This window comes from Oryzobacter telluris (assembly GCF_043099285.1).
Classification (GTDB): Bacteria; Actinomycetota; Actinomycetes; order Actinomycetales; family Dermatophilaceae; genus Oryzobacter; species Oryzobacter telluris.
This window is the reverse complement of record NZ_CP170723.1, coordinates 3,593,901-3,616,016: the sequence shown is the minus strand read 5'-3', so window position 1 is coordinate 3,616,016 and position 22,116 is coordinate 3,593,901. Positions and strand designations below refer to the sequence as shown.

The 22,116-nt window shown below is 73.3% G+C and carries 20 protein-coding genes; 9 read left to right on the top strand and 11 right to left on the bottom strand.

Annotation, left to right across the window (positions count from 1 at the left end):
• Positions 1–39: 39 nt before the first annotated feature.
• The 3 genes from ACFLFB_RS16875 to ACFLFB_RS16865 all read left to right on the top strand — a co-directional run bounded on the left by ACFLFB_RS16875 (position 40) and on the right by ACFLFB_RS16865 (position 2,696).
• On the top strand, positions 40–1,080 hold the full coding sequence (locus ACFLFB_RS16875; RefSeq protein WP_392543325.1) for an aspartate-semialdehyde dehydrogenase: 1,041 nt from the start codon (positions 40–42) through the stop codon (positions 1,078–1,080).
• A 142-nt stretch (positions 1,081–1,222) separates the two neighbouring features.
• Positions 1,223–2,422, top strand: a complete 1,200-nt coding sequence (locus tag ACFLFB_RS16870; RefSeq protein WP_392543324.1) for a pyrophosphate--fructose-6-phosphate 1-phosphotransferase — start codon at positions 1,223–1,225, stop codon at positions 2,420–2,422.
• A gap of 46 nt (positions 2,423–2,468) precedes the next feature.
• Complete coding sequence (locus tag ACFLFB_RS16865) at positions 2,469–2,696, top strand: hypothetical protein (protein ID WP_392543323.1); 228 nt, start codon at positions 2,469–2,471, stop codon at positions 2,694–2,696.
• Between the two features lie 360 nt (positions 2,697–3,056).
• Here the strand turns inward: ACFLFB_RS16865 and ACFLFB_RS16860 are convergent, their stop codons facing one another.
• Positions 3,057–4,289 carry a sensor histidine kinase gene (locus ACFLFB_RS16860; protein ID WP_392543322.1) on the bottom strand — a complete coding sequence of 411 codons (1,233 nt, stop codon included), beginning with the start codon at positions 4,287–4,289 and terminating at the stop codon, positions 3,057–3,059.
• A 2-nt stretch (positions 4,290–4,291) separates the two neighbouring features.
• The gene (locus tag ACFLFB_RS16855; RefSeq protein WP_392545441.1) at positions 4,292–4,987 is read right to left on the bottom strand and encodes a response regulator; all 696 of its coding nucleotides are present in this window, start codon (positions 4,985–4,987) and stop codon (positions 4,292–4,294) included.
• 110 nt (positions 4,988–5,097) lie between these two features.
• On the opposite strand from ACFLFB_RS16855, the gene ACFLFB_RS16850 reads away from it, so the two are divergent.
• Positions 5,098–6,774, top strand: coding sequence for a phospholipase D family protein (locus ACFLFB_RS16850; RefSeq protein WP_392543321.1), 1,677 nt, complete (start codon positions 5,098–5,100; stop codon positions 6,772–6,774).
• Between the two features lie 142 nt (positions 6,775–6,916).
• Here ACFLFB_RS16850 and ACFLFB_RS16845 read toward each other — a convergent pair whose 3' ends face one another.
• Positions 6,917–8,242: a DUF222 domain-containing protein gene (locus ACFLFB_RS16845; RefSeq protein WP_392543320.1), complete on the bottom strand. Its 1,326-nt coding sequence runs from the start codon at positions 8,240–8,242 to the stop codon at positions 6,917–6,919.
• Between the two features lie 201 nt (positions 8,243–8,443).
• Between ACFLFB_RS16845 and ACFLFB_RS16840 the strand changes: the two genes are divergently transcribed.
• The 3 genes from ACFLFB_RS16840 (at position 8,444) to ACFLFB_RS16830 (ending at position 11,904) form a co-directional block, all read left to right on the top strand.
• Positions 8,444–9,790 (top strand): DUF2252 domain-containing protein, encoded by a 1,347-nt coding sequence (locus tag ACFLFB_RS16840; RefSeq protein WP_392543319.1) that lies wholly within the window; start codon positions 8,444–8,446, stop codon positions 9,788–9,790.
• Positions 9,791–9,901: 111 nt separating this feature from the next.
• Positions 9,902–11,137, top strand: a complete 1,236-nt coding sequence (locus tag ACFLFB_RS16835) for a carboxylate--amine ligase (protein ID WP_392543318.1) — start codon at positions 9,902–9,904, stop codon at positions 11,135–11,137.
• Positions 11,134–11,904 (top strand): aspartate/glutamate racemase family protein, encoded by a 771-nt coding sequence (locus ACFLFB_RS16830; protein ID WP_392543317.1) that lies wholly within the window; start codon positions 11,134–11,136, stop codon positions 11,902–11,904. The genes ACFLFB_RS16835 and ACFLFB_RS16830 overlap by 4 nt, the downstream gene beginning before the upstream one ends.
• A gap of 113 nt (positions 11,905–12,017) precedes the next feature.
• Here the strand turns inward: ACFLFB_RS16830 and ACFLFB_RS16825 are convergent, their stop codons facing one another.
• The 7 genes from ACFLFB_RS16825 to ACFLFB_RS16795 form a co-directional block, all read right to left on the bottom strand.
• Positions 12,018–12,719 carry an HNH endonuclease family protein gene (locus ACFLFB_RS16825; RefSeq protein WP_392543316.1) on the bottom strand — a complete coding sequence of 234 codons (702 nt, stop codon included), beginning with the start codon at positions 12,717–12,719 and terminating at the stop codon, positions 12,018–12,020.
• Positions 12,720–12,916: 197 nt separating this feature from the next.
• Positions 12,917–13,438 carry a hypothetical protein gene (locus tag ACFLFB_RS16820; protein WP_392543315.1) on the bottom strand — a complete coding sequence of 174 codons (522 nt, stop codon included), beginning with the start codon at positions 13,436–13,438 and terminating at the stop codon, positions 12,917–12,919.
• Entirely contained in the window at positions 13,435–14,628 is a 1,194-nt protein-coding gene (locus tag ACFLFB_RS16815) for a beta-ketoacyl-[acyl-carrier-protein] synthase family protein (protein ID WP_392543314.1), read from the bottom strand. Before ACFLFB_RS16815 ends, ACFLFB_RS16820 begins: the two co-directional genes overlap by 4 nt.
• Positions 14,625–14,876, bottom strand: a complete 252-nt coding sequence (locus tag ACFLFB_RS16810; protein WP_392543313.1) for an acyl carrier protein — start codon at positions 14,874–14,876, stop codon at positions 14,625–14,627. Before ACFLFB_RS16810 ends, ACFLFB_RS16815 begins: the two co-directional genes overlap by 4 nt.
• Complete coding sequence (locus tag ACFLFB_RS16805) at positions 14,873–15,886, bottom strand: hypothetical protein (RefSeq protein WP_392543312.1); 1,014 nt, start codon at positions 15,884–15,886, stop codon at positions 14,873–14,875. The genes ACFLFB_RS16810 and ACFLFB_RS16805 overlap by 4 nt, the downstream gene beginning before the upstream one ends.
• A gap of 5 nt (positions 15,887–15,891) precedes the next feature.
• Positions 15,892–18,795 carry a hypothetical protein gene (locus tag ACFLFB_RS16800; RefSeq protein WP_392543311.1) on the bottom strand — a complete coding sequence of 968 codons (2,904 nt, stop codon included), beginning with the start codon at positions 18,793–18,795 and terminating at the stop codon, positions 15,892–15,894.
• Between the two features lie 80 nt (positions 18,796–18,875).
• Positions 18,876–19,163 carry a hypothetical protein gene (locus tag ACFLFB_RS16795; protein WP_392543310.1) on the bottom strand — a complete coding sequence of 96 codons (288 nt, stop codon included), beginning with the start codon at positions 19,161–19,163 and terminating at the stop codon, positions 18,876–18,878.
• A 546-nt stretch (positions 19,164–19,709) separates the two neighbouring features.
• Between ACFLFB_RS16795 and ACFLFB_RS16790 the strand changes: the two genes are divergently transcribed.
• Positions 19,710–20,351 (top strand): helix-turn-helix transcriptional regulator, encoded by a 642-nt coding sequence (locus ACFLFB_RS16790; RefSeq protein ID WP_392543309.1) that lies wholly within the window; start codon positions 19,710–19,712, stop codon positions 20,349–20,351.
• A gap of 129 nt (positions 20,352–20,480) precedes the next feature.
• Here ACFLFB_RS16790 and ACFLFB_RS16785 read toward each other — a convergent pair whose 3' ends face one another.
• Complete coding sequence (locus tag ACFLFB_RS16785; protein ID WP_392543308.1) at positions 20,481–21,113, bottom strand: TetR/AcrR family transcriptional regulator; 633 nt, start codon at positions 21,111–21,113, stop codon at positions 20,481–20,483.
• Between the two features lie 198 nt (positions 21,114–21,311).
• Between ACFLFB_RS16785 and ACFLFB_RS16780 the strand changes: the two genes are divergently transcribed.
• On the top strand, positions 21,312–22,100 hold the full coding sequence (locus ACFLFB_RS16780) for an SDR family NAD(P)-dependent oxidoreductase (protein WP_392543307.1): 789 nt from the start codon (positions 21,312–21,314) through the stop codon (positions 22,098–22,100).
• Positions 22,101–22,116 lie beyond the last annotated feature (16 nt).

Sequence of the window (22,116 nt, the reverse complement as noted above, 5' to 3'; positions counted from 1 at the left end):
AGGACCGCGCGGGGAGTCGGGAGACCGACCCTCGGCATCGTGGGCGCCACGGGTGCCGTGGGCCGCGTCGTCCTCGACGTGCTGCCCACCCGCGACACCCACTGGGACGGCATCCGCCTCGCCGCGGGTGACGAGGACGTCGGCACGGTCCGTAGCATCGGCGGGGTCGAGGTGACGGTCGAGGCCCTGACCCCGGAGTTCTTCGACGGCGTCGACGTCGCGATCTTCGACATCCCGCCGACGATCGCCCGCGAGTGGGTGGAGCTGGCGGCGAGCCGGGGCGTGGTGGCCATCGACAACAGCACGGTCTTCCGCACCGACCCGGACGTTCCCCTCGTCGTGCCCGAGGTCAACCCGTGGAAGGTCGCCGAGCGGCCCCGCAACATCGTCGCCAACCCCGGCGCCACGGTGATGACGATGATCGACGCGCTCGCCGTCCTCCACGCCGGGTGGGAGCTCACCTCCCTCGTCGTCACCACGCTCCAGGCCGCGTCGGGCCTCGGGCGGGCCGGCATCAGCCGCCTGCACGACGAGCTCGACGTCGTGCACGGCGACCGCGAGCTCGGCACCCGGCCCGGCGACGTGCGCCGCCTCATCGAGCACGAGCTGGGGGAGTCGGTGTTCCCGGCACCGTTGGCGCTCAACGTGGTTCCGTTCGTCGGGCACCACGTGGGCGGCGGCTGGACGTCGGAGGAGGTCAAGGTGCGCGAGGAGACCCGCAAGATCCTCGACCTCCCGGACCTCCCGGTGTCGGCCACCTGCCTGCGGGTGCCCGTGGTGTCGTCGCACTCGGTGTCGGTGCACGCGACGTTCGCCCGCAAGGTGCGGGTCGCCGAGGCGCGGCAGGCCCTCGTGGAGGCCCCGGCCGTCGTCGTCCTCGACGACCCGGACGAGCCGGAGTTCCCCACCCCGAACGACGTCGTCGGTGCCGACCCCCGGTTCGCCGGGCGGATCCGCCAGGCCCCCGACGCCCCCACGACCCTCGACCTGTTCATCTCGGGCGACAACCTGCGCAAGGGTGCCGCCCTGAACATGGTCCAGACCGCCGAGCTCATCGCGGCCGAGCTCCATCCAGGGTGACCTCCACCGCCACGTGTCCACGGCGCCCGGATGCTGGGCGGGTGACCCACGTCACGGCCCAGCCGCCACAATGGACGGCGATGGGACAGCGCGGTCCCACCGCCTCGCCGACCCCCCTCCCACTGCACCGCAGGAGCGCACCATGACCGTCCGGACCGTCGCCATGCTCACCGCTGGCGGCCTCGCCCCGTGCCTGTCCTCCGCCGTCGGCGGGCTCATCGAGCGCTACACCGAGATCGCGCCGGACGTGCGGATCATCGCCTACACGAACGGCTACGCCGGGCTGCTGCGCGGGCAGTACGTCGAGGTGACCCCCGAGGTCCGCGAGAAGGCCCACCTCCTCCACCGGTTCGGCGGCTCGCCGATCGGCAACAGCCGGGTGAAGCTCACGAACGTCGCCGACTGCGTCAAGCGCGGCCTCGTGCAGGAGGGCCAGGACCCGCTGCACGTCGCGGCCGAGCAGCTCACCGCCGACGGCGTCGACGTCCTGCACACCATCGGCGGCGACGACACGAACACCACCGCGGCCGACCTCGCGGCCTTCCTCGCCGAGAACGACTACGACCTCACCGTCGTCGGCCTGCCCAAGACGATCGACAACGACGTCGTCCCGATCCGCCAGTCCCTCGGCGCCTGGACCGCGGCCGAGCAGGGCTCGGTCTTCGCCCAGAACGTCATCGCCGAGCACTCCTCGAACCCGCGGATGCTCATCGTCCACGAGGTCATGGGCCGGCACTGCGGCTGGCTCACGGCGGCCACCGCGGCCGAGTACCACCGCTGGGTCGGCGAGCAGGAGTACGTGCCCGGCATCGGCAACGACCCGCGCCGGTGGGACGTCCACGCGGTCTTCGTCCCCGAGCGCCCCATCGACCTCAAGGGGGAGGCCGAGCGCCTCACCGCGGTGATGGACGAGGTGGGCTGCGTCAACGTCTTCCTCTCCGAGGGCGCCGGGGTCGCCGAGGTCGTGGCCGAGCTCGAGGCCGCGGGCCAGGAGGTGCCGCGGGACCCGTTCGGCCACGTCCAGCTCGACAAGGTCAACCCGGGGGCCTGGTTCGCCAAGCAGTTCGCCGCGCTCCTCGGCGCCGAGAAGACGATGGTCCAGAAGTCGGGCTACTTCTCCCGCTCGGCCGCGGCGAACGACCGCGACCTCGCCCTCATCAAGGAGTGCACCGACCTCGCCGTCGACTCCGCGCTGCGCCGCGAGCCGGGTGTCGTCGGGCACGACGAGGAGCGCGGCGACGAGCTGCGCGCCATCGAGTTCCCGCGCATCAAGGGGGGCAAGGCGTTCGACACGTCGAGCCCGTGGTTCACCGAGCTGCTCGGTTCCATCGGGCAGTCCTGACCCGGGGCGCCGTCGTCGTGCCGGCCGGACCGGGGGGCTCGTGATGATGCCCGACGGGACGATCGACGCCTGGTGGGTCGCGGTCTGGGTCTACGCCGCGCTGTTCCTCGGCCAGCGGCTGTGGCGTGCCCGCCGGTGGGTGCCGCCGGAGCGGCCCGACGCCGACTACGGCTGGAAGGTGACCCACCTGTGGTGGGTGCCGTTCCACGTCCTCGACGCGGTGTTCGGCGTGCCGCTGCTGTTCGCGGTCGTCATCGCGTACTTCGCGATCTGAGCGACCGCGCGGAGGGTCACGCCACGGCGCGTTCCGGGCGCCCCCAACCAGCCCACGACGTGTCGTGAGCCGGCCCGTCCGTGCCCCTGGAGTGCCCACGGCGGTGGGCCGCGCTCTCGCCGCGCGACCCACCGCACGTCGGGGGAGTCGGATGACCCGGCCCCGGTGGGAGTGCACCGTCCCCTGCGACGGTCACGGGTCAATCGTGGCGGAGGGGGCGGTGGCGGTCGCGGGTGCGACCCCCCGAATGCACGGTGGTGCCTGCACCACCATGCACTACTCCCGACGATAGGATTTGCGGCAACCTTCGGATCCAGTGATTTGCACGGTGTTGAACGCGTGGTTCCGTAGGGGTCGGCGTCAGCGCGGCTGGCGGGTTCCCGGGGCGAACTGGCCCTCGACGGTGGTCCCGCGACCCCGCGCGGACTCGATCCGCAGCTCGCCCCCGGCCGCCCGGATCCGGTCGCGCATCCCGGTGAGGCCGTGCGCGTCGGGCACCGCGTCGGGCTCGAACCCGGTGCCGTCGTCGGTGACCCGGAAGCGCAGGCCGCCACCGTCGCGGGACTCGTCGACGAGGACGCTGATGAGCGTGCCGTGCGAGTGCCGGTCGGCGTTCTGGATCGCCTCGAGGCAGCAGAAGTAGACGGCGGCCTCGACCGCGGGGGTGTGCCGGCCGATGTCGCGCGCGTCGACGGTGCAGGGCAGCACGGTGCGCCGGGCCGCCGCCGGCAGGGCGCCGGGCAGGCCCTTCTCGCCCAGGGCCGTGGGGTAGATGCCGTGGGCGAGGTCGCGCAGCTCGCGGATCGCCAGCTCGAGCTGGCCCTGCAGGCCGCGCACCACCTCACCGGCGGCGGCGGGGTCCTTCTCCCAGAGGCGCGTGGCGCGCCCGATGTCGACCGCGAGGGTCGCGAGGCGCTGCTGGGCGCCGTCGTGCAGGTCGCGCTCGATGCCGCGCCGGGCCTCGACGGACGCCTGGGCGAGGCGGGAGCGGGACTCCTCGAGCTCGCGGGTGCGCTCCTGGAGCCGGCTGACGTAGTCGCGCAGGCCGAGCACGAGGACGCTGACGAGGAGCGGCACGAACAGCGCGAGCATCAGCGCCTGGAGCGGCGAGTACGCGTAGGCCCGGTCGTACTCGTCGCCGCGGAGCGAGCCGACCGCGACGATCGTGCCCGAGAGCAGCGTCGTCGTGACGACGATGGCCGCGCGACCCCGGCGGGGCAGGTGGTCGGCGACGATGACGAGCGGCAGCAGCAGCGCGAGGAGCCCGACCGGGGCGATGAACGGGGTGAACCACGTGATGGCCAGCGCCACGCCCCAGGTCGCGACGACCACCATGAACGCGGCCAGCGTCGAGCGGGCCCGGGACGCCAGGGCCACGGCCGCGAGCACGACCACCCCGGCGCCCGCGAGGACCTCGATGGTCCACTCGATCGTCGACGACTTCCCGACGACGGCGACCCGCAGCACGACGAGGATGAGGACCGAGACCCAGATCGCCACCCCGTTGACGAGCAGGTAGCGCCGCAGCCGTCCCTCCGCGTTGGCGCTGCGGGGACGGGGCCGGCCGGGATCGGGCGGCAGGCGGTCCGACATCCTCAGACCGCCGCGCCGCTGTCCGCGGGGCTCGGTCCGGACCCGCTGTCGCCCAGGTAGAGCAGCACGGCGGCGACCCGGCGGTGGGTGCGGTCGCCGACGGGGAGGTCGAGCTTGGTGAAGATCGAGTTGATGTGCTTCTCCACCGCCCGCGACGTGACGTGCAGGGCGGCGGCGATGGCGATGTTCGAGGCGCCCGTGGCGATGAGGCCGAGCACCTCGCGCTCGCGGGCGGTGAGCCGGGCGACCGGGCTGGTCTCGAAGCGCATCCGGTGGCGCATCAGGGCATCGACGACGTGCGGGTCGATGACGCTCTCGCCGCGCTCGACCGACTCCAGCGCCGAGACGAGCTGCTCGACGTCGGCGACCCGCTCCTTGAGGAGGTAGCCGCGCCCCCTGCTGCCGCCGGCCACGAGGGCGAGGGCGCCCTCGGCATCCGCGTGCTGCGACAGGACGACGACCCCGAGGTCGGGGTGGGTGGTGCGGAAGCGTTCGGCCGCGCGGATGCCCTCGTCGGTGTGCGTCGGCGGCATCCGGATGTCGGCGAGGACGACGTCGGGGCGCTCGCGCTCGACCGCGTCGAGGAGCTCGCCGAGGTCGCCGGCCTCGATGACCTCGGCCACCGACGGGTGCTCGCTGAGCAGCGCGACGAGGCCCTGGCGCAGCAGGACGCTGTCCTCGGCCAGCACGACGCGCATCCCGGTCATGGTGAGCATGCTAGGGACGTCCCGGCGTCATCCGGGGCGGCGCGCGGGACCGCCGGTGGGCGCCCCTACCGTCGCCCGTCCGGGGAGGGCAGGATGCACGGGTGCTCTCCGACCTCTTCCTGCTGCCCGAGGAACGCGACAACCCCGACACCCGCATCGACGACCACCACCCGGAGGGGGTCGCGTGGAGCGTGGGGAACCACGTGCGGCCGGTCGTCCACGGCGTCCCGTACATGGCCGAGCTGCACGAGCGGATCACCGCGATGGGCGAGGGCGACCTGCTCTACTTCGTCGACTGGCGCGGCGACCCGGACCAGCAGCTGACCGACGACCCGCGGGCCACGGTGTCGGCGACGTTCGCGGGGGCGGCCCGTCGCGGCGTCGACGTGCGCGGGCTGCTGTGGCGATCGCACTGGAACAAGTTCGGGTTCCACTCCGAGAAGTCGCGGCTCCTCGGCATCGAGATCGACGAGGCCGGCGGACAGTGCCTGCGGGACATGCGGGTCCGCACGGGTGGGGCGCACCACCAGAAGTTCGTCGTGCTGCGCCACCGCGACGACCCGACGCGCGACATCGCCTTCGTCGGCGGGATCGACCTGTGCCACAGCCGTCGTGACGACGCCCGGCACGCCGGGGACCGGCAGAGGATCGTCATGCCGCAGGTGTTCGGCAAGCGGCCGGCCTGGCACGACGTGCACGTCGCCGTGCAGGGGCCGGCCGTGTACGACGTGGAGACGACCTTCCGCGAGCGCTGGGAGGACACCACGCCGCTCACCCTCAACCCCGGGCGCCTGCTGTCGAGCCTGAGCCAGGGGGAGGTGCTGACGGCGCGGCCACTGGCGGAGCAGGCGCCGCCACCGCCGGAGGTGTCGGAGGGGACCGACGCCGTGCAGGTGGTGCGGACGTACCCGTCGATCCTGCCCAAGGGGTACGACTTCGCGCGCTGGGGCGAGCGGAGCATCGCGCACCTCAACACCAAGGCGGTGGCCACCGCGCAGCGGCTGGTGTACCTCGAGGACCAGTACCTGTGGTCGGAGGAGGTCGGCCGCCACTTCGGTCGGGCGCTGCGCGAGAACCCCGAGCTGCGGCTCATCGCGGTCATCCCGCTGCACCCCGACGTCGACGGCGCGGTGTCGCTGCCGCCGCAGCTGTACGGGCGCAAGCTGGCGATGGACCTGCTGATCGAGGCCGGGGGTGACCGCGTCGCCATCTACGGCATGACCAACGCCGGCGGGTACCCCGTCTACGTGCACTCGAAGGTGTGCATCGTCGACGACCGGTGGGCCAGCGTGGGGTCGGACAACTTCAACCGGCGGTCGTGGTCGAGCGACTCGGAGATCGCGTGCGCGGTGCAGGACACGCGCGAGGGCTCGGCCGATGGTGGTGGGGGCGTGCGCGACACGTTCGCCCTGCGGCTGCGGCGCGAGCTGGTGGGGGAGCACCTGGGCGTCGAGCCGGACGACGTGCCGGACGACCCCGACGAGGTCTGGGACCTGATGGCGGCGTGCGCCGAGCGGCTCGACTCCTGGTACGCCGCGGGGTCGCCGCCGCGGGGTCGCCGGCACGTGCCGCGGCCGAAGGCTCCGCTGCGGGGCACGGCGGTGCGGTGGCGGCGTCGGTCGGGTGCGGCCTCGGGCCAGGCCGGGGTGGAACGGCCGGCGGGCCAGCTGCGGCGGATCGAGCGGCCCGAGCTGACCCGGGCCCAGCTGCTGTGGGCGCCGCGCCTCTACGACCTCTTCGACCCCGACGGCACCCTCGGCAAGGCCGACCGGATCTGACGCCTGTGCGGTCGCCCGCGGGCGGTGCGGTGACCGAGCCCGCGTGAGCGTGCGTGCAGACCGCCGGGTGAGGTGCGCTGCCGAGCGGGCGTGAGAGCAGGCCTACGGCCCCGCCCGGGGGTGGGCGGGGTGCGGGGCGGGGTCACGCTGGTTCTCGTGCGGCAACAAGGCCAGGCAGGAGCTGCCCGGTGGCGTGCATCCTGGCCAGCAGCTCGTCGTAGGACCCGAACCGCAGGTCCCACTCCACCCGCGTCCCCGCCGGACCGTGGACGACCCGTCCCGCCAGCCTGCGGGCGTGGACGACGGTGTGGTGGCGCTCGCACAACAACCCGGCGTTCTCGAGGTCCGTCGGTCCGTGGTCGGCCCAGTGCACCAGATGATGCGCGTCGCACCACTGCCCGGGGACGTCGCAGCCCGGGTAGGTGCAGTGCCGGTCGCGGAACCACAGCCGCCGCACCTGCCCGGCGGTGAACAAGCGCTTCAGGCGGCCGACGTCGACCACCTCGGACTCGCACGACAGCACCACCGGGAGGACGGCCGCGTCACACGCCAGCCTCCGTATCGTCTCGGGGGCGAGCAGCGTCCCGGACTCGGTCCCTCCGAAGGCTTCCCCCGCCCCGGACACCGCCGACTGCAGCACCTCGAGCGGCACGGTCACCACCAGCGTCGACTTCTGGTTCGTCGACGTGACCCCGCCGGCGGCGACCGCTCGCCTCACCAGGGTCACCAGCGCCTCGCCGCGGCGTCGGTCCGACGAGCGCAGGTCCCGCTCACCCTCCACGGGCATCGGGGCCGACAACGGACCCAGCGCCGCCTCCAGCACGGTGCGGCCCTCCACGTCGAGGGTCAGCCGGTACTCCGCCACGCCGAGAGCGTCGACCCGAGGCTGCGACAGGGAGATGAACCGCTTGCCCCGGTCCTGCTCCGCCTGCAGCTCGCCGTCGCGCCCGAACTCGGCCAGGAGCCGGGGCCGCACCTCGCGACATCCGCGGGGGCCGTGCTCCACCGCCATCCGCACCAGCCCGTCCACCACGCTCGGTTCGACCCCTTCGGCCAGCAGCGGCCGCAACCGCTCCGCCTCGGCCACCACCACTGCGGCCGACCGCACCGGCAGCACCCCCGACACCACGGCGGCCTTGACCGCCGCCAGGCCCGACACCGCGAAGGCCTCCGCGACTGCCACCACCTGCGCCGCCCCACCCGCGCGCGTCGACGGCGCATGCGCACGCACCCACTGCACCGGCGTCATCGCCCGCGCTCCCGACCCAGGCTCCCCGCGGCGGAGCGCCTCGCCCGTGACCTCGACCCTCGCCGCCTCTCCCAGCACGACGAGCCGGTCGACCTCGCCCATCACGGCCGCCAGCTCGGCCGAGCCGGCCCGCCACAGCTCCGCCCCGAGTCCGGACAAGGCGTCGCACGCCGCCGCGACCACGTCGCGCCGTGCCTCGAGTGCTGTTCTCCCTGCCATGCTCTAATCGTACGGATGTCCACCGACAGCTCTCGCGCGTCATCCACAGGCCGCCGACCGCCCTGGACCACCGCCACCGATGTCGACCGGCCGGCTGACCCGGGGCGCGTGCTGGCCTGCTGAACCGCTGGCCCGCTGACCGGCGGACGATGCCCTGCTCGCTCCGGTTCGGCGTGCAGGTGGCTGTGCGAAGGTGCCCCCATGTCAGACCAGGGACCCGACGAGCGGGCCGACCTCATCGTCGCCACGCTGCTCACCGCCTTCGAGCCGCTGATGAAGGCCGACCCGCAGGGCTTCCGCACGAAGTTCCGCAAGATGGCGCGCGACCCGTTCGCGTTCTACCGGGGCACCGCGTGCCTGTTCTACGCCGACGTGGGTGAGGGCGGGCAGCTCGCCGGCTTCGACGCGGACTTCGTCGACGACGAGTCGGCGCGCGTGTGGATCCAGGGCGACCTGCACGCCGAGAACTTCGGCACCTACCTCGACGCCGACGGGCGCCTCGTCTTCGACGTCAACGACTTCGACGAGGCCTACCTGGGCCACTGGACCTGGGACCTGGCCCGCTTCGTCGCCAGCCTGGCGCTGCTCTGCTGGCAGAAGGCGCTGCCCGACGACACCATCGACGACCTCATCAGCCGCTACGTGCGCGCCTACGCCGACCAGGTCGAGCACTACCGCACCGTCGCCGACGACACCGAGTGGGCGCTGACCCTCGACACCGCCGAGGGTGCCGTCCTCGACGCGCTGCACCGGGCCAAGCTCTCGACCCGCTTCGGGATGCTCGAGTCGATGACCGTCGTCGAGGACCACCGCCGCCGCTTCGCCGACGGCGCCGGCGTCCGCCGCCTCGAGGACGACGAGCTCGAGGCCGTCGGCCAGGCCTTCGAGCGGTACCGGCACACGCTGCCCGAGTCGCGCCAGGGCGTGGTGACCTTCGACGTCCTCGATGCCGTGGGCCGCTCGGGCTTCGGGATCGGCAGCGCCGGGCTCCCGGCGTACAGCGTCCTCATCGAGGGCTTCACCCAGGCTCTCGACAACGACGTCGTGCTCTCGATGAAGCAGGGCAACATCGCCGCCCCGAGCCGGGTCGTGCACGACGAGCGGGGCGGCTCGTACTTCGACCACCACGGGCACCGCACGGCCATCTCGCAGCGGGCGCTGCAGGCCCACGCCGACCGCTTCCTCGGCTGGACCTCGCTGCCGGGGGCCGACGGCGACGTCGGGTACGTCGTCAGCGAGGTGTCGCCCTACGAGGCCGACCTGTCGTGGGACGACGTCTCCGAGCCCGCCGACCTCGCCGTCCTGCTGCCCCAGCTGGGGCGCGCCACCGCCAAGATCCACTGCGTCGCCGACACCGAGTCCGACCAGGACCTCGTCACGGTCAGCGTCGAGGAGGCGGTGGGCCGCTGCATCGGCGGCGACGTCGACGGTCTCGTCGAGCTCCTCACCGGCTTCGCGCACGACTACGCGGCCCGCGCCCGCGACGACCACCGCGTCTTCGTCGACGCCTTCCGCGGCGGCCAGTTCGAGCACGTCGCCCCCGCCTGACCCCACTCGACGGCCACGCAGCGGATTCGGGGTGGACCGAGCGGCTGTGGGACGCTTGAGGCCGCCCTGCGCGCCTCTGCGCGCACGACCCCGACCACCGGAGGACCCCGCGTGCCCGCCGTCCCGGCCACCGACTTCCGCCCCGTCATCCTCGGCGGCGACATCACGGCCTACAGCCTGGTGCGCACCTTCCACGAGGGTCACGGCGTGCGACCGCTCGTCGTCAACATGACCGACGGCGGCCCGATCGGGATGAGCACGGTCTGCGACCACGTCTACATCCCCGACCTCGAGAACGCCGACGTCTTCGTGGGGGCGCTCGAGCAGGTCGGGCGCGAGCACGCCACCGCCGGGGTGCCGCTGCTCCTCGTGGCCGCGGGCGACTGGTACGTGCGGATGATCATCGAGAACAAGGACCACCTCTCGCAGTGGTTCACGATCCCGTACATCGACGTGGCCCTGCTCGACGACATCGTCCGCAAGGACCGCTTCCACGCGCACCTCGAGGCCGTCGACGTCCCGCACCCCGCGACCGTCGTCGTCGACATGTCGCAGGACCTCGGTGAGGAGGACGACCTCCCCTTCGAGTTCCCCGTCGTGATGAAGCCGGCCGACAGCGCGCTGCACCACTACGCGACCTACCCCGGCAAGAAGAAGGTCTTCATCCACGAGACCCGCGCCGAGCTCGACACCGCCCTGGCCGCGGTGCGCGCGTCGAACTACGACGGCAACTTCCTCCTGCAGGAGTTCGTCCCCGGCGACGACACGAACATGCGCGTCCTCACCTGCTACTCCGACCAGCACGGCAAGGTCCGCTTCGGCTCGGTCGGGCACGTGCTCCTCGAGGAGCACCACCCGATGGCGATCGGCAACCCGTGCGTCATCATCACCACCGAGATCGACGAGGTCGTCGAGCAGGCGAGGCGCTTCCTCGAGAACGTCGGCTACGTCGGGTTCTCCAACTTCGACCTCAAGTACGACCGCCGCGACGGCACGTACAAGTTCTTCGAGATCAACGTGCGCCTGGGCCGGAGCAACTTCTACGTCACGGCCAACGGGTACAACGTGTCCGACTGGTACGTGCGCGACTGGGTCCGGCACGAGGAGCTCGAGGGCCTCGAGATCGCCCGCGGAGAGCACCTCTTCGCCTTCGTGCCCAAGGCCGTCATCAGGAAGTACGTCCAGGACCCCGTGCTGCGCGACAAGGCGCTGGCCCTGATGAAGGCGGGCCGCTCGAGCGACCCGAACGTCTACGCCCCCGACCTCACGCTGAAGCGCCGGGCCTACAACCTCGCGTACCACGTGAACCAGGTGCGCAAGTTCCGCGAGCACTTCGTCGCCCGATGAGCGAGCTCGACGACCTCGCGGAGCGCATCGCGGCCACCACTGCCGCCGGCACCCCCGGCGCGCGGGTCGAGCCGGTGGGCGTCGTCGGTGGGCTGGGGCCGGCCGCGACCGTCTACTTCATGCGCCGGATGGTCGAGCTCACCGACGCCGGCACCGACCAGGACCACGTCGACCTCCTCGTCTGGCAGCACGGGTCGACCCCCGACCGCACGGCCTTCCTGCGCGGGGAGGGCGAGAGTCCCGAACCCGCGCTCGTCGGCAACGCCAAGGCCCTGGAGGCCGCGGGGGCCCGCTTCATCGCGATGCCGTGCAACACCGGCGTCGCGTGGGTCGAGCCGATGCGCGCGGCCGTGGGCGTCGAGGTGCTGAGCATCGTCGACGAGACGGTGGCGGCCGCGGTCGCCGCCGCCCCGGGACTGCGCCGGCTCGGCCTGCTCGCCACCGACGGAACGCACCTCGCCCGCACGTACGCCGAGGTGGTGGAGGCCGCTGGCCTCGAGCTCGTCGTGCCGGACGACGACGTGCAGCGCGAGGTCATGTCGGTCATCTACGACGGGGTCAAGGCCGGGCGACCGGTGTCGCGCGAGCGGTTCGACGCGCTCATCGACCACCTGCGGGCCAAGGGCGCCGAGGTCGTGGCGCTCGGCTGCACCGAGCTGTCGGTGCTGCACGGTGACCTCGGCATCGACGACCCCGCGGTCGTCGACTCGGTCGACGCCCTGGTGCGCACCGTCATCCGCCGCGCCGGCGCCTCGCTGCGCGCCTGACGCGACCCCGCCCCACCCTCCGGGGCCTTGCTGAACCGTTCGCTACGGGGCAGTAAGTGTCGTGATCACGACACTTACTGCCCCGTAGCGCGTGACGTTTCCGGGTGGGGTCGTCAGCAGGAGGCGTCGAGCATGCCGGTGAGGGCGGTCTTCTCGGCGCTGTTGACCTCGAGGTCGTAGACGTACTTCACCTGGATCCACGAGCGGGCGTACTGGCAGTGCCAGCCCGTGCTCGGTGGCTGCCACTCGGCGGGGTCCTGGTCGGACTTCGAGCGGTTGCTCGACGCCGAGACCGCGATCAGCTGGGGGATGTTCAGGTCGTTGGCGAACGCCTTGCGCCTGGCTGCGTCCCAGAGGTTGGCGCCCGAACCCCAGGCCTCGGCGAGCGGCACGACGTGGTCGATGTCGAGGTCGGAGGAGACGGTGAACGTCCTGTCGTCGTACACGCTCTTCCACGTGCCGCCCGTCGCGCGGCAGGACGAGTCGGTGGTGACGCCGGTGCCGTCGCGCTTGAGCACCGTCTCGCGGGTGTCGCAGGTGCCGCTGATCGTGATCCAGTGCGTGAACAGGCTCCGGTCGTAGCCCACGTTGTCCTCGTAGCCCACGTGCAGGGTGGCGAGCTGGGCGCGCGAGTCCGACTCGTCCGGGGGAGGCGGCGGCGCGGCGGCGGCGACCGCGGCGCCGACCGGGAGGGCGAGCACGGCGAGGGCCGCGGCGGCGACGAACCGGCGCAGGACACCACCCGTGCGGCCGGTCCGGGAAGCACGGCGGGGGCGGGAGGGACGGACGACGCGGTGGGGGTGCGCGGAGGCCATGACCGAGGACCCTGCCCGTCACTTCCCCGGGGTTGGGTCAGGTCTGCGTGCGGAGCCCGACAGGGTTTCGTCAAGGGCGCCCCAGAAGGTCAGGAGCAGGTCAGGACCCGCACTTCTGGCGATCCACCCACCCGAACAGGCCCGTGGTCGCGGTCCGGAGGTGGGTGGATCGCCAGAAGTGCCCGGTTCCGGCGCGTTCAGAAGGCGAGGCGGGCCGACCCGCCGGCGGCCGAGCGCTGCGCGTCACCGGTCCACGGGGACGCCTCGAGCACGGTCGCGGTGAGGCGGATGCGGGCCGGCGACCCCGCGGCATCCGGCTCGGGCCACCCCGACACGGTGACGACGAGCGCCCGGGTGGCCAGGCCGTCCTCGAGGTCGAGCCGCGCGGCCAGCTCGGCCTCCGCCTCGGCCTCCGGGCCACCGACCCACGTCGTGCAGGGGCCGGTGAGCCCGAGGGCGACGGAGATGCGTCCGGTGACGCTGTTCGAGAGGGTCCACGGGAAGGCGCCGGGGGCGGCCAGCGCGAACCCGGTGGTGTGGGCGGCGTGCCAGAACGCCAGGGCCTCGCGCGACCCGTTGTCCGGCGTCGCCACGTGGAGGACGACCGCGTCGCCGGTCGGGAGCGGGGGGTCGGCCTCGGTCAGCCGCGCCGCCACCCATGCGGCCACGGACTCGCCCGCGGCCTCCAGCGGCTCGCTCGTCCACGTCTGCGTGGTCATGCCGCCCGCCCCAGGACGAGCGCCGAGTTCAGCCCGCCGAACGCGTACCCGCAGCTGAGGACGTGCTGCAGCCCCGGCGCCGGTCGGGCGTCGAGGACGACGTCGACCTCGAGCGCCGGGTCCACCTGCACGACACCGGCGTTCGGCGGCAGGATCCCCTTCTCCAGGGCTCGAACGGACACGACGGCCTCCAGCGCCGTCGCGGCCCCGAGGGCGTGGCCCAGCGCGCCCTTGATGCTCGACACGGGCGGCGGCCGGTCGCCGAAGACGGCGCGGAGGGCGAGGGCCTCGGCCGCGTCCGACCGGGGCGTCCCGGTCCCGTGGGCGCTGACCCAGCCGATGTCCTCGGGGGTGAGGTCGGACAGCCGCAGGGCCGCGCGCATCGCCGCGGCCATGCCGCTGCCGTCCTCGCGGGGGGCCGTGGGGTGGTGGGCGTCGGCGCTGAGCCCGAGCCCGCGCACGACGGCGCGGGCGTGGTCGACGTCCGCTGCCCGCCGCAGCACGAGGATGCCCGCGCCCTCACCGAGGGTCATGCCGCGCCGCCCCGTCCCGAAGGGCGCGCACCCCTCGGGCGCCATCGCGCGCATCCGGGTGAAGCCGACCATCGCGATCCGCGAGAACGGCTCGACCCCGCCGGCCACGGCGACGTCGAGCCGGCCCGACGCCACGGCCCGGGCCGCAGCTCCGATCGCGTAGTTCCCTGCGGCACAGGCGGTTCCGAGAGTGCGAACCGGTCCGGTGATGCCGTGGGCGTGGGCGATCGCCTGCGCCAGCACCTGCGAGCCACCCTGCGCGAGGTCGAAGTGCCCGCTCTCCTCGGCCTCCTCATACACGCCGGACTCACCCATCGTCGTGCCGATGAACACCCCGACGCGCGAGGGGTCCAGGCCGTCGACGAGCCGGCCCCCGACCCCGATCAGCTCGGCGTCGGCGAGGGACTCGGTGGCCGCCCGCAGGCCCAGGGCCCGCCCGCGGTGGGAGGCCGCGACCTCCGGCCCGATGACGTCCCGCCCCACGCGGCACGCGACGGAGACCGCGTGCCCCTCGGCCGCGAGGTCGTCCCACGGGCGCAGTGCGGACCTCCCGTCGAGGACGTGGCGCCAGGTGGTGGCCGCGTCACCCCCGAGCGCGCTGACGGCGCCGATCCCGGTGACGACGACGTCCGCCCGCGCCGGGGAGGACGTGCTCACGACGCGGTGACGAGCGCGCCGTGGAGGTGGTCGGCGACGGCGTCCATCGACGTCAGGCCGGGCCAGGCGTCGTCCGGCACCGCGATGCCGTACCGGTACTCGAGCCGGGCGACGAACTCGAGCACCGCGAGGGAGTCGACGCCGAGGTCGACCCCGAAGTGGGCCGCGGTGTCGGCGTCGGCGGGGACGTCGGGAGCGGCGACCGCCAGCTCCTCACGGACCGTGGCGAGGATCTCGGAGCGGGTCATGATGCCTCCTCGAGGCGACGGGGGGTGACGGTGTCGAACGCGGGCGCGTCGAGCAGGGGGGCCGTCGGGTCGCCGAGGAGGCGGTAGTCCGACGCGTGCGGGTCGTGCGGGGTGATGGCCGCGACGAGGTCGCCGACGGTGCGGGCGGAACCGGCGTCACGGGCGATGCGCACCGCCCAGCGGGCGTTGGCCGTGTGGTGGGTCGGGACGACCGCGCCGAGGGTCGCCGCGGCCACACCGGCCAGGGGGAGGGACTCGGCGAAGGACAGGCCGGTGCGGCGCCGGCTCGCGGTGCGGCAGGTGAGGGAGAGGAGCGCGGCGACCGGCTCGTGTCCCGGGCGGGCCGCGGCATCGGCGAGGTGGTGGGCGCGCATCCCGGCGTACCCGACCCAGCCGACGGGTCGCCCGTGCCCGACGTAGACCGCGAGCGCCGGCCCGCGGCCCAGCAGGTCGACGGTGTCGTCGCGGCTCAGCTCGTAGGCGGTGCAGCGAAGAGTCCGCAGCCCGCCCGCGGCCTCCGCCTCCGTGCCGATGACGGTGACCCGCTCGGCGAGGCGGTCGAAGCGGGGCTGGCGCTCGCCGAGCACGGCGAGGGTGCGCGTGGGCGCGGCCGAGGGGGTGTCGTCGTCGGCGAAGCCGCCGGCGTCCGCCCGGGTGTGCACCGCCACGGCCGTACGGGCGAAGCGGGCCAGGTCGCGGGTCGAGGTGGCGGGCAGCCACGCGGCCGGCACCGGGCGGCCGCCGGGGGCGAGGACGACCGGACCGGCCAGCACGGTCCGCGGCGCCCGGTTGCGCGGCCCCACGAGGAGCAGCGCACCGGAGCCGGCGGCGAGGCGGGCCAGGTCGGCCGGGCCCGGGCCGTGGGAGCCGTACAGCTCCCACGGCACCAGCCGGAGCCCCGGACCGCGCCGCCACCGGTCGAGCAGCGGGCCGAGCGGGCCGTGCGGGCCGTGCGGTCCGGCCGCCGCGGAGACCGCGACGACCGTGACCGTGCGGGGCGTGGGCGTCATCGGGCTCACGCCGCGCGGACGAGCTCGACGTAGGGCTGCCACGGGGCGACCTCGACGTCGGTCTGGCCCTCGAGGACCTTGCGGACGTACCAGTGCATGATGACCTGCGCCTGCTGCTCCGGGTTGAGCGTGGCCCACGTGGAGCCGTCGGCGGCCAGGTCGTCCTGGCCCTCCTCGCCCATCCAGTCGCCGACCGGGCCGGTCTCGGTGGCCCCGGCGAAGTCCTTCTCGATGGTGACCTTGGGCGTCGAGGCCTCGCGGTAGCCGTAGTTGTAGCCGCTGTCGCCGACCCCGTCGCCCGTGGCCTGGGCGTAGACGGCGTCCGCGAGGTAGGCCGAGCCGGTGTGCTGGTACTGCCACACGTGGGTCAGCTCGTGGATCATCGTGCGGCGCGAGAGGCCGTCGTCGACGTCGAAGTTGACGAGCGAGTTCGTGACGAACGCGCGCGAGTCGGGGTTCTTCGTCACGAAGTCCTGGATGCCGAAGATGATGTCGTTGGTGATGTCGTCGATCGCGAAGAAGATGTGGTCGTAGTCGAGGGCGTCCTCGAACACGAGCCGCGCCTCCGCGATCTCCTGCGCCGTCATGGGCCGGTAGCCGGCCAGGAGCGAGCACAGGATGCTGACGGCGGCGCCGAGAGCGGCACCGACGATCTCCCACGCGGCCGAGAGGATCTCGCCGATCGCCCGGCCGATGGCCTTCGCGGACCGGACGAACGCCTCGAACGCCGTCTCCCCGAGCGACCAGATGCCGTCGGCGACCTCGTCGAGCGTCTTGCCCACGGCGTCGAACGCCTTGAGCAGGTTGTCGAGGGCGCTGCTCGGGTCGGCGAGGGTGGCCGCCGCGAGCTGGGCGATGGTCTTGCCGAGCTCGAGCAGGCTCTTCACCGTCTCGGTGAGGATCTGCAGGGACCGGTCCAGGGCCCACGCGACGATGTCGACGAGGCTCTTGCCGGCGTCGAGCGCACCCTTGATGACGTTCCCGAGGGCCGGGAGGACGTCGTTCGCCACGTACGACAGCACGTACTCGATGCTGTTGCCGACGCGGACCGTGGCCTCGGCGAGCAGCTCGAGCGCGGCGTCGCTGGTGGCCTCGGCCCACTCGATGACCGTGGAGATGGCCTCGCCGGCCGCCTCGACCGAGCGCAGGATGCCGTCGAACATCGCGGCGCCCTGGGCGCGGGCCCAGTCGAGGATCTCGGTGACGCTCTTCTTGACGAACCGGATGGCGAGGACGGCCTGGCGCCACAGCTCGCTGGCGAGGGCCTCGCCGCGGGAGATGAGCCACTCGAAGACGTCGCCCACCGGGCCCAGCGCCTGCAGCACACCCGTGACGAGCTTGCGCAGGACGAAGTAGCCCTTGGACACGACGGCCTCGAGCAGCCCGGCCACGGTGGCGCCGGCCTGGAGGGCGGCGTCGATGAGGCGGGCGGCCAGCGCGTAGGTGAACTCCACCATCGACCGGGCGAACTCGAGCACGGTCTTGCCGAGCTCGAACGCCGCCTTGATGACGTCCTTGAGGACGCTGAAGGCGATCCGGGCGAGGTCCTTGAGGACGCCGAGCAGTCCGCGGCCGAGGTCGAAGACGATCTGGACGAGCTTCTTGATGGTGGCGAAGCCCGCGGCGGCGATGCTCGTCACGAGGTTCACCAGGGTCTTGCCGGCGTCGAGCAGGCCCTGGACCACGGCCCGACCCATCGCGACGGCGGCGCTCGCGGCGTACTTCACGAGGTCGACGACGGCCTCGCCGATCCGGGCGGCCGCGGCGGCCACCCGGCGCACGAACGCGGCACCGGCGGCGATGGTGTCGTCCATGACCTGGCCCAGGGTGCGGCCGAGCTGGCGGAAGGACTTCACGACCTGGCCGAGGAGGTCGCCAGGGCGGGTGACGAGGGTCAGCATGATCTCGCCGAACGCGCGACCCATGGCGATGAGCGAGCGGACGATGCCGTCGACGAGCGCGAACCCGAACTGGGCCGCCTGCTCGAGGATGTTGCCGATCTCCTTGCCGATGGCGATGAGGGCCTCGACGGCCTTGCGCAGCAGGCCGACCGCGATGTTGGCGATCGTCGACAGCAGCTGGGCGAGGGTGCGGCCCAGGCTGTCGATGGCGCGGAACACGTCGATGATCACCGACTGCGCGAGGTCGAGCGCGGCGACGACGATGTTGCGCATCGCGATGCCGATCTGCTCGAGGCCGTTGAGCATCGTCTTGAGCACCTGCAGGCCCGCCGCGGCGAGCTTGCCGACGAGCTCGCCGAGCGTCGCGGCCGCGGTGTAGAGGGCGTGGGCGAGGTCCTTGACGGCCTCGATGGTCCAGTTGACGACGTCGACGATGGCGCTGACGAACACGTCGATCGCGCTGCCGATGGCGTCGACCACGGCGTTCACCGCGTCGGAGATGGCGTCGCCGACGTCCTCGAAGAACTCGACGACCGCGTCGTCGAAGTCCGGCGTGGGCAGGCCCATCGCGTGGGCGCGCATCACCGCGCCGGCGTCGCGCAGCCAGGTGCCGACCTCCTTCGCCGCGGCCTTGTCGACCTTGCCGTCGGGCTTCTTCACGAGCGACTCCATCACGGCACGACCCTGGGCGCGCGGGAGCAGCGAGATCGCCTGCACGACACCGCGACCCTGGCCCTCCTGCCGGTAGCCCTGGATGAGGGCGCGGCGCCGGTCGTCGTCCATCCCCGCCACGGCCTGGAACAGCTGGCGGTGGTCGTCGGTGGTCTCCAGCGTCGCGGCGTAGCCCCGGGCCAGCGCGACGGCGCGGTTGGGGCTGCGCTCGAACGCCTGGGCGAAGGCGGGGCCCGCCTCGACGGCGGTGAAGGTGGTCCTCTTCAGCTCCTTGCGGAAGGCAGCGAGGTCCTTGATGGGGATGTCGGCGGTGGCGGCGGTGATGCGGTTGGCCATGGTGGTGCTCCTCCTCGGACAGGGCGTCTACGGGGAGGAGCGGGCGCGCGGGACGCTGATACACGCGGCCCGCCCCGACGTCATCCGGTGGCGACGACCTCGAGGACGCGGGTGACGGGCGAGCCGGCCAGGGCCGGCGCGTTCGAGGGGGTCGACCAGACGACGTCGCGCAGGAACTGTTCGAACGCGTGCGCCTGGGCGGCCGACGGGAAGTCGAGCGCGACGACGACGTGGTGCTCGTCGCCGTCGGGGCGGCTCACCCGCTCGCCGACGACGCCGCCCGCGCGGCGGCGCGCGGCGAACCGGGCGAAGGCCTGCTCCCACGTGGCGAAGTCGGTGACGGGGTGCTCGATGTGGAGGGTGTGCACGGTCGCTCCTGGGGTCGGTCGGTGGCGGACGTCGCCACGCTAGGGACGCGGCCGGGGCGGGCGACATCCCGGCTTTCGGGGGGATGCCGTGCGGGCAGCCGCGGCCGTAGCCTCCTGCCATGGCGCCGGACCGGGACCGCGTGGTCGATGCGGTCTCGACGACGTGTGGAGCGGGGCTCGACCTGCTCGCCCTACGGGTCGCGGTCCTCGACGTCGTGGCCGGGGTCGTCCCGTTCGACGCGCACGCCTGGGTCGTCACCGACCCGGCGAGCACGGTCGGGGTGGCGCCGTTCGCCCGGGTGCCGCGGCTCGAGGCCCTGCCGGACGTCATCCGCGGCAAGTACCTCGAGCCGCTGCACCGGTGGACGGTGCTCGCGCCGGGAGCGGCTGTGGGACTTCACCTGTCGACCGGCGGTGACGTGGGACGCAGCGGGTGGTGGCGTGACTCGCTGCGCGCGGAGGGGGTCGTCGACATCGCCTCGCTGGTCGTCGCGGATGCGCACGGCTGCTGGTCGTTCCTCGACCTCTGGAGGGTCGGGGTCGACCGTGCGCCGTTCGACGCGGGCGAGCTCGACCTCCTCGGGCGACTGGCGCCCCGCGCTCGCCCGGGGCGTCCGGGCCGCCGTTGCCCGCACCTTCACCTCGGGCGCGGAGGGAGGGCCGTCGGCTGCCGCCACGGCGGACGGCGACGCCGGACCGGTGGTCATCGTGCTCGACGACGCGCTCCGCATCCTCGGGCAGACCCCGCGCACCGACGCGCACCTGCGTGCGCTGCTGCCTCCGGGACCCGACACGCCTCCCGTGCCGGCCGCGGCGCTCAACGTCGCCGCCCAGCTGCTGGCGCGCGAGGCCGGGGTCGACGACCACCCGGCCACCGGCCGGGTCCACCTCGGCGGCGGGCGGTGGATGACGCTGCGCGCCGACCGCCTCGGGGAGGGATCGATCGGGGTGACCCTCGAGCCGAGCACGCCGAGCGAGCGGGTCGACCTGCTCGCGCGGTCCGCCGGGCTCACCCCGCGCGAGACCGAGCTGGCCGGCCTCCTCCTCACCGGTCAGGACACGCGCCACCTCGCCCACCGGATGGGGCTGTCGGAGCACACCGTGCAGGACCACCTCAAGGCGGTGTTCGCCAAGACCGGCATCCCGGGGCGGGCCGCGCTCGTGGCGCGCATCCTCGGCACGGCCTGATCCACCGCGGTTCGAGGTGAAAGGCGACCACCAGGGCGTCGGGTTTCACCTCGACCCGGCTCGCGTCATCACGGGTCGAGGTGAGATGCGACCAGCAGAGGGTCGGGTTTCACCTCGACCCGGCTCGCGTCAGTCGCGGGCGAGGGTGGCGATGAGCCAGGCAGCGTCGCCGCGCAGCCGCTCGGCCGCGCCGGTGTCGCCGGACAGGTGCCGCACGAGGCTGTTCTCGAAGAGCCCGTCGAAGACGGCGTAGGCGGTGGGGGAGGCGACGGCACACCGGGCGCCGCGCAGCTCGACGTAGCGCGAGACCACGTGCCACACCATCGCCTCCAGCTGCCGGTCGAGGTCGGTGACCGTGGCACCGAGGCCGCTGACGAACATCGCCTGCGAGCGCATGTCGTACCAGAGCCGGTGCATCGAGGTGTCCTCGAGGAGGGTGCCCACGAGGGCGTCGGCGAAGAGGGCGGCGAGCTGGTCGGCGCTCGTGGCCTCGGCGACGATCTCGTCGTACCGGGTGACGCAGTGCTCCTTGTACCGGCGCACGCAGTACGTGATGAGCTCGTCCTTGTCGCGGAAGTAGTAGTGCAGGACGCCGTGCGAGAACTCGGTCTTGCGGGCGATCTCGCGCAGGCTCGTGCGGGTGACGCCGAGCTCGCCGAGGGTCGCCAGGGCGGCGTCGGCGAGCTCACCGCGACGCACCTCGAACTTGTCGACGTGGGCCCGGGCGAACCGGTCCAGCTCCTGCTCCACGGCCTGCGACACGCTGCCTCGTCCTCCTCGCGAGCCTCCGGGCCTGGCGAGCGGCCGGGGGCTTGACGAGTGTCAAGCAAAGTCTTGACAGGTGTCAAGGCGACGCGCCACGCTGGGCCCCACGCCGGCCGGCCGCAGGCACCACCGCCCAGCCGGCCGGCGTCCCTCCCGGCGGCAACGGTGCCGCCACCGCTGGCAAAGGAGCCCGCCATGACCTCGATCGACCTCACCGGGCGCAAGGCCCTCGTCACCGGGGGCGCCCAGGGCCTCGGGGAGGGCATGGCGCAGGCGCTGGCCGCGGCCGGGGCCACGGTCATGGTCGCCGACATCCAGGACGGTCAGCAGGTCGCCGACGGCCTGGGCGAGGGCCACGGGTACGTGCACCTCGACGTCACCGACGACGCGAGCTGGGAGTCGGCCGTGGCCGAGACCGTCGAGCGGCTCGGCGGCCTCGACATCCTCGTCAACAACGCCGGCATCGAGATCACCAGCCTCATCACCGAGGTCTCGGCCTCCGACGTGCAGAAGATGCTCAACGTCAACATCCTCGGCACCACCCTCGGCCTCAAGCACGGGCTGCGCGCGATGCGCCCCGGCGGCGCGGCCGGCAACGGCGGCAGCATCACCAACGTCGCGTCGGTCGCCGCGACCATCGCGTTCCCCGGCATCGCCGTCTACTCGGCCACCAAGTCGGCCGTCGACCGGCTGACCCGCGTGGCCGCGATGGAGTCGGGCAAGCTCGGCTACGGCGTGCGGGTCAACTGCATCTACCCCGGCCTCGTCCCGACCGCGATGGGCGCGGGGCTGGCCAACGACGTCGCCGAGCTCGGCCTCTTCCCCTCGCCCGAGGCCGCGGTGGGCGCCGTCATCGAGCTCACCCCGTCTGGCCGGCTGGGCCAGGTCGACGACATGGCCGACGCCGTGGTCTTCCTCTCCTCCGACGCGGCCAAGTTCATCACCGGGGCCGGCCTCCCGGTCGACGGTGGCATGGGCATGTGACCCGGACCCGCTGACC

Bases quoted from the DNA above. Each gene is read 5' to 3' on its own strand.
- ACFLFB_RS16870 (WP_392543324.1), top strand. From the start codon at position 1,223: ATGACCGTCCGGACCGTCGCCATGCTCACCGCTGGCGGCCTCGCCCCG.
- ACFLFB_RS16865 (WP_392543323.1), top strand. From the start codon at position 2,469: ATGCCCGACGGGACGATCGACGCCTGGTGGGTCGCGGTCTGGGTCTAC.
- ACFLFB_RS16860 (WP_392543322.1), bottom strand. From the start codon at position 4,289: ATGTCGGACCGCCTGCCGCCCGATCCCGGCCGGCCCCGTCCCCGCAGC.
- ACFLFB_RS16855 (WP_392545441.1), bottom strand. From the start codon at position 4,987: ATGCGCGTCGTGCTGGCCGAGGACAGCGTCCTGCTGCGCCAGGGCCTC.
- ACFLFB_RS16845 (WP_392543320.1), bottom strand. From the start codon at position 8,242: ATGGCAGGGAGAACAGCACTCGAGGCACGGCGCGACGTGGTCGCGGCG.
- ACFLFB_RS16840 (WP_392543319.1), top strand. From the start codon at position 8,444: ATGTCAGACCAGGGACCCGACGAGCGGGCCGACCTCATCGTCGCCACG.
- ACFLFB_RS16830 (WP_392543317.1), top strand. From the start codon at position 11,134: ATGAGCGAGCTCGACGACCTCGCGGAGCGCATCGCGGCCACCACTGCC.
- ACFLFB_RS16825 (WP_392543316.1), bottom strand. From the start codon at position 12,719: ATGGCCTCCGCGCACCCCCACCGCGTCGTCCGTCCCTCCCGCCCCCGC.
- ACFLFB_RS16820 (WP_392543315.1), bottom strand. From the start codon at position 13,438: ATGACCACGCAGACGTGGACGAGCGAGCCGCTGGAGGCCGCGGGCGAG.
- ACFLFB_RS16810 (WP_392543313.1), bottom strand. From the start codon at position 14,876: ATGACCCGCTCCGAGATCCTCGCCACGGTCCGTGAGGAGCTGGCGGTC.
- ACFLFB_RS16805 (WP_392543312.1), bottom strand. From the start codon at position 15,886: ATGACGCCCACGCCCCGCACGGTCACGGTCGTCGCGGTCTCCGCGGCG.
- ACFLFB_RS16800 (WP_392543311.1), bottom strand. From the start codon at position 18,795: ATGGCCAACCGCATCACCGCCGCCACCGCCGACATCCCCATCAAGGAC.
- ACFLFB_RS16780 (WP_392543307.1), top strand. From the start codon at position 21,312: ATGACCTCGATCGACCTCACCGGGCGCAAGGCCCTCGTCACCGGGGGC.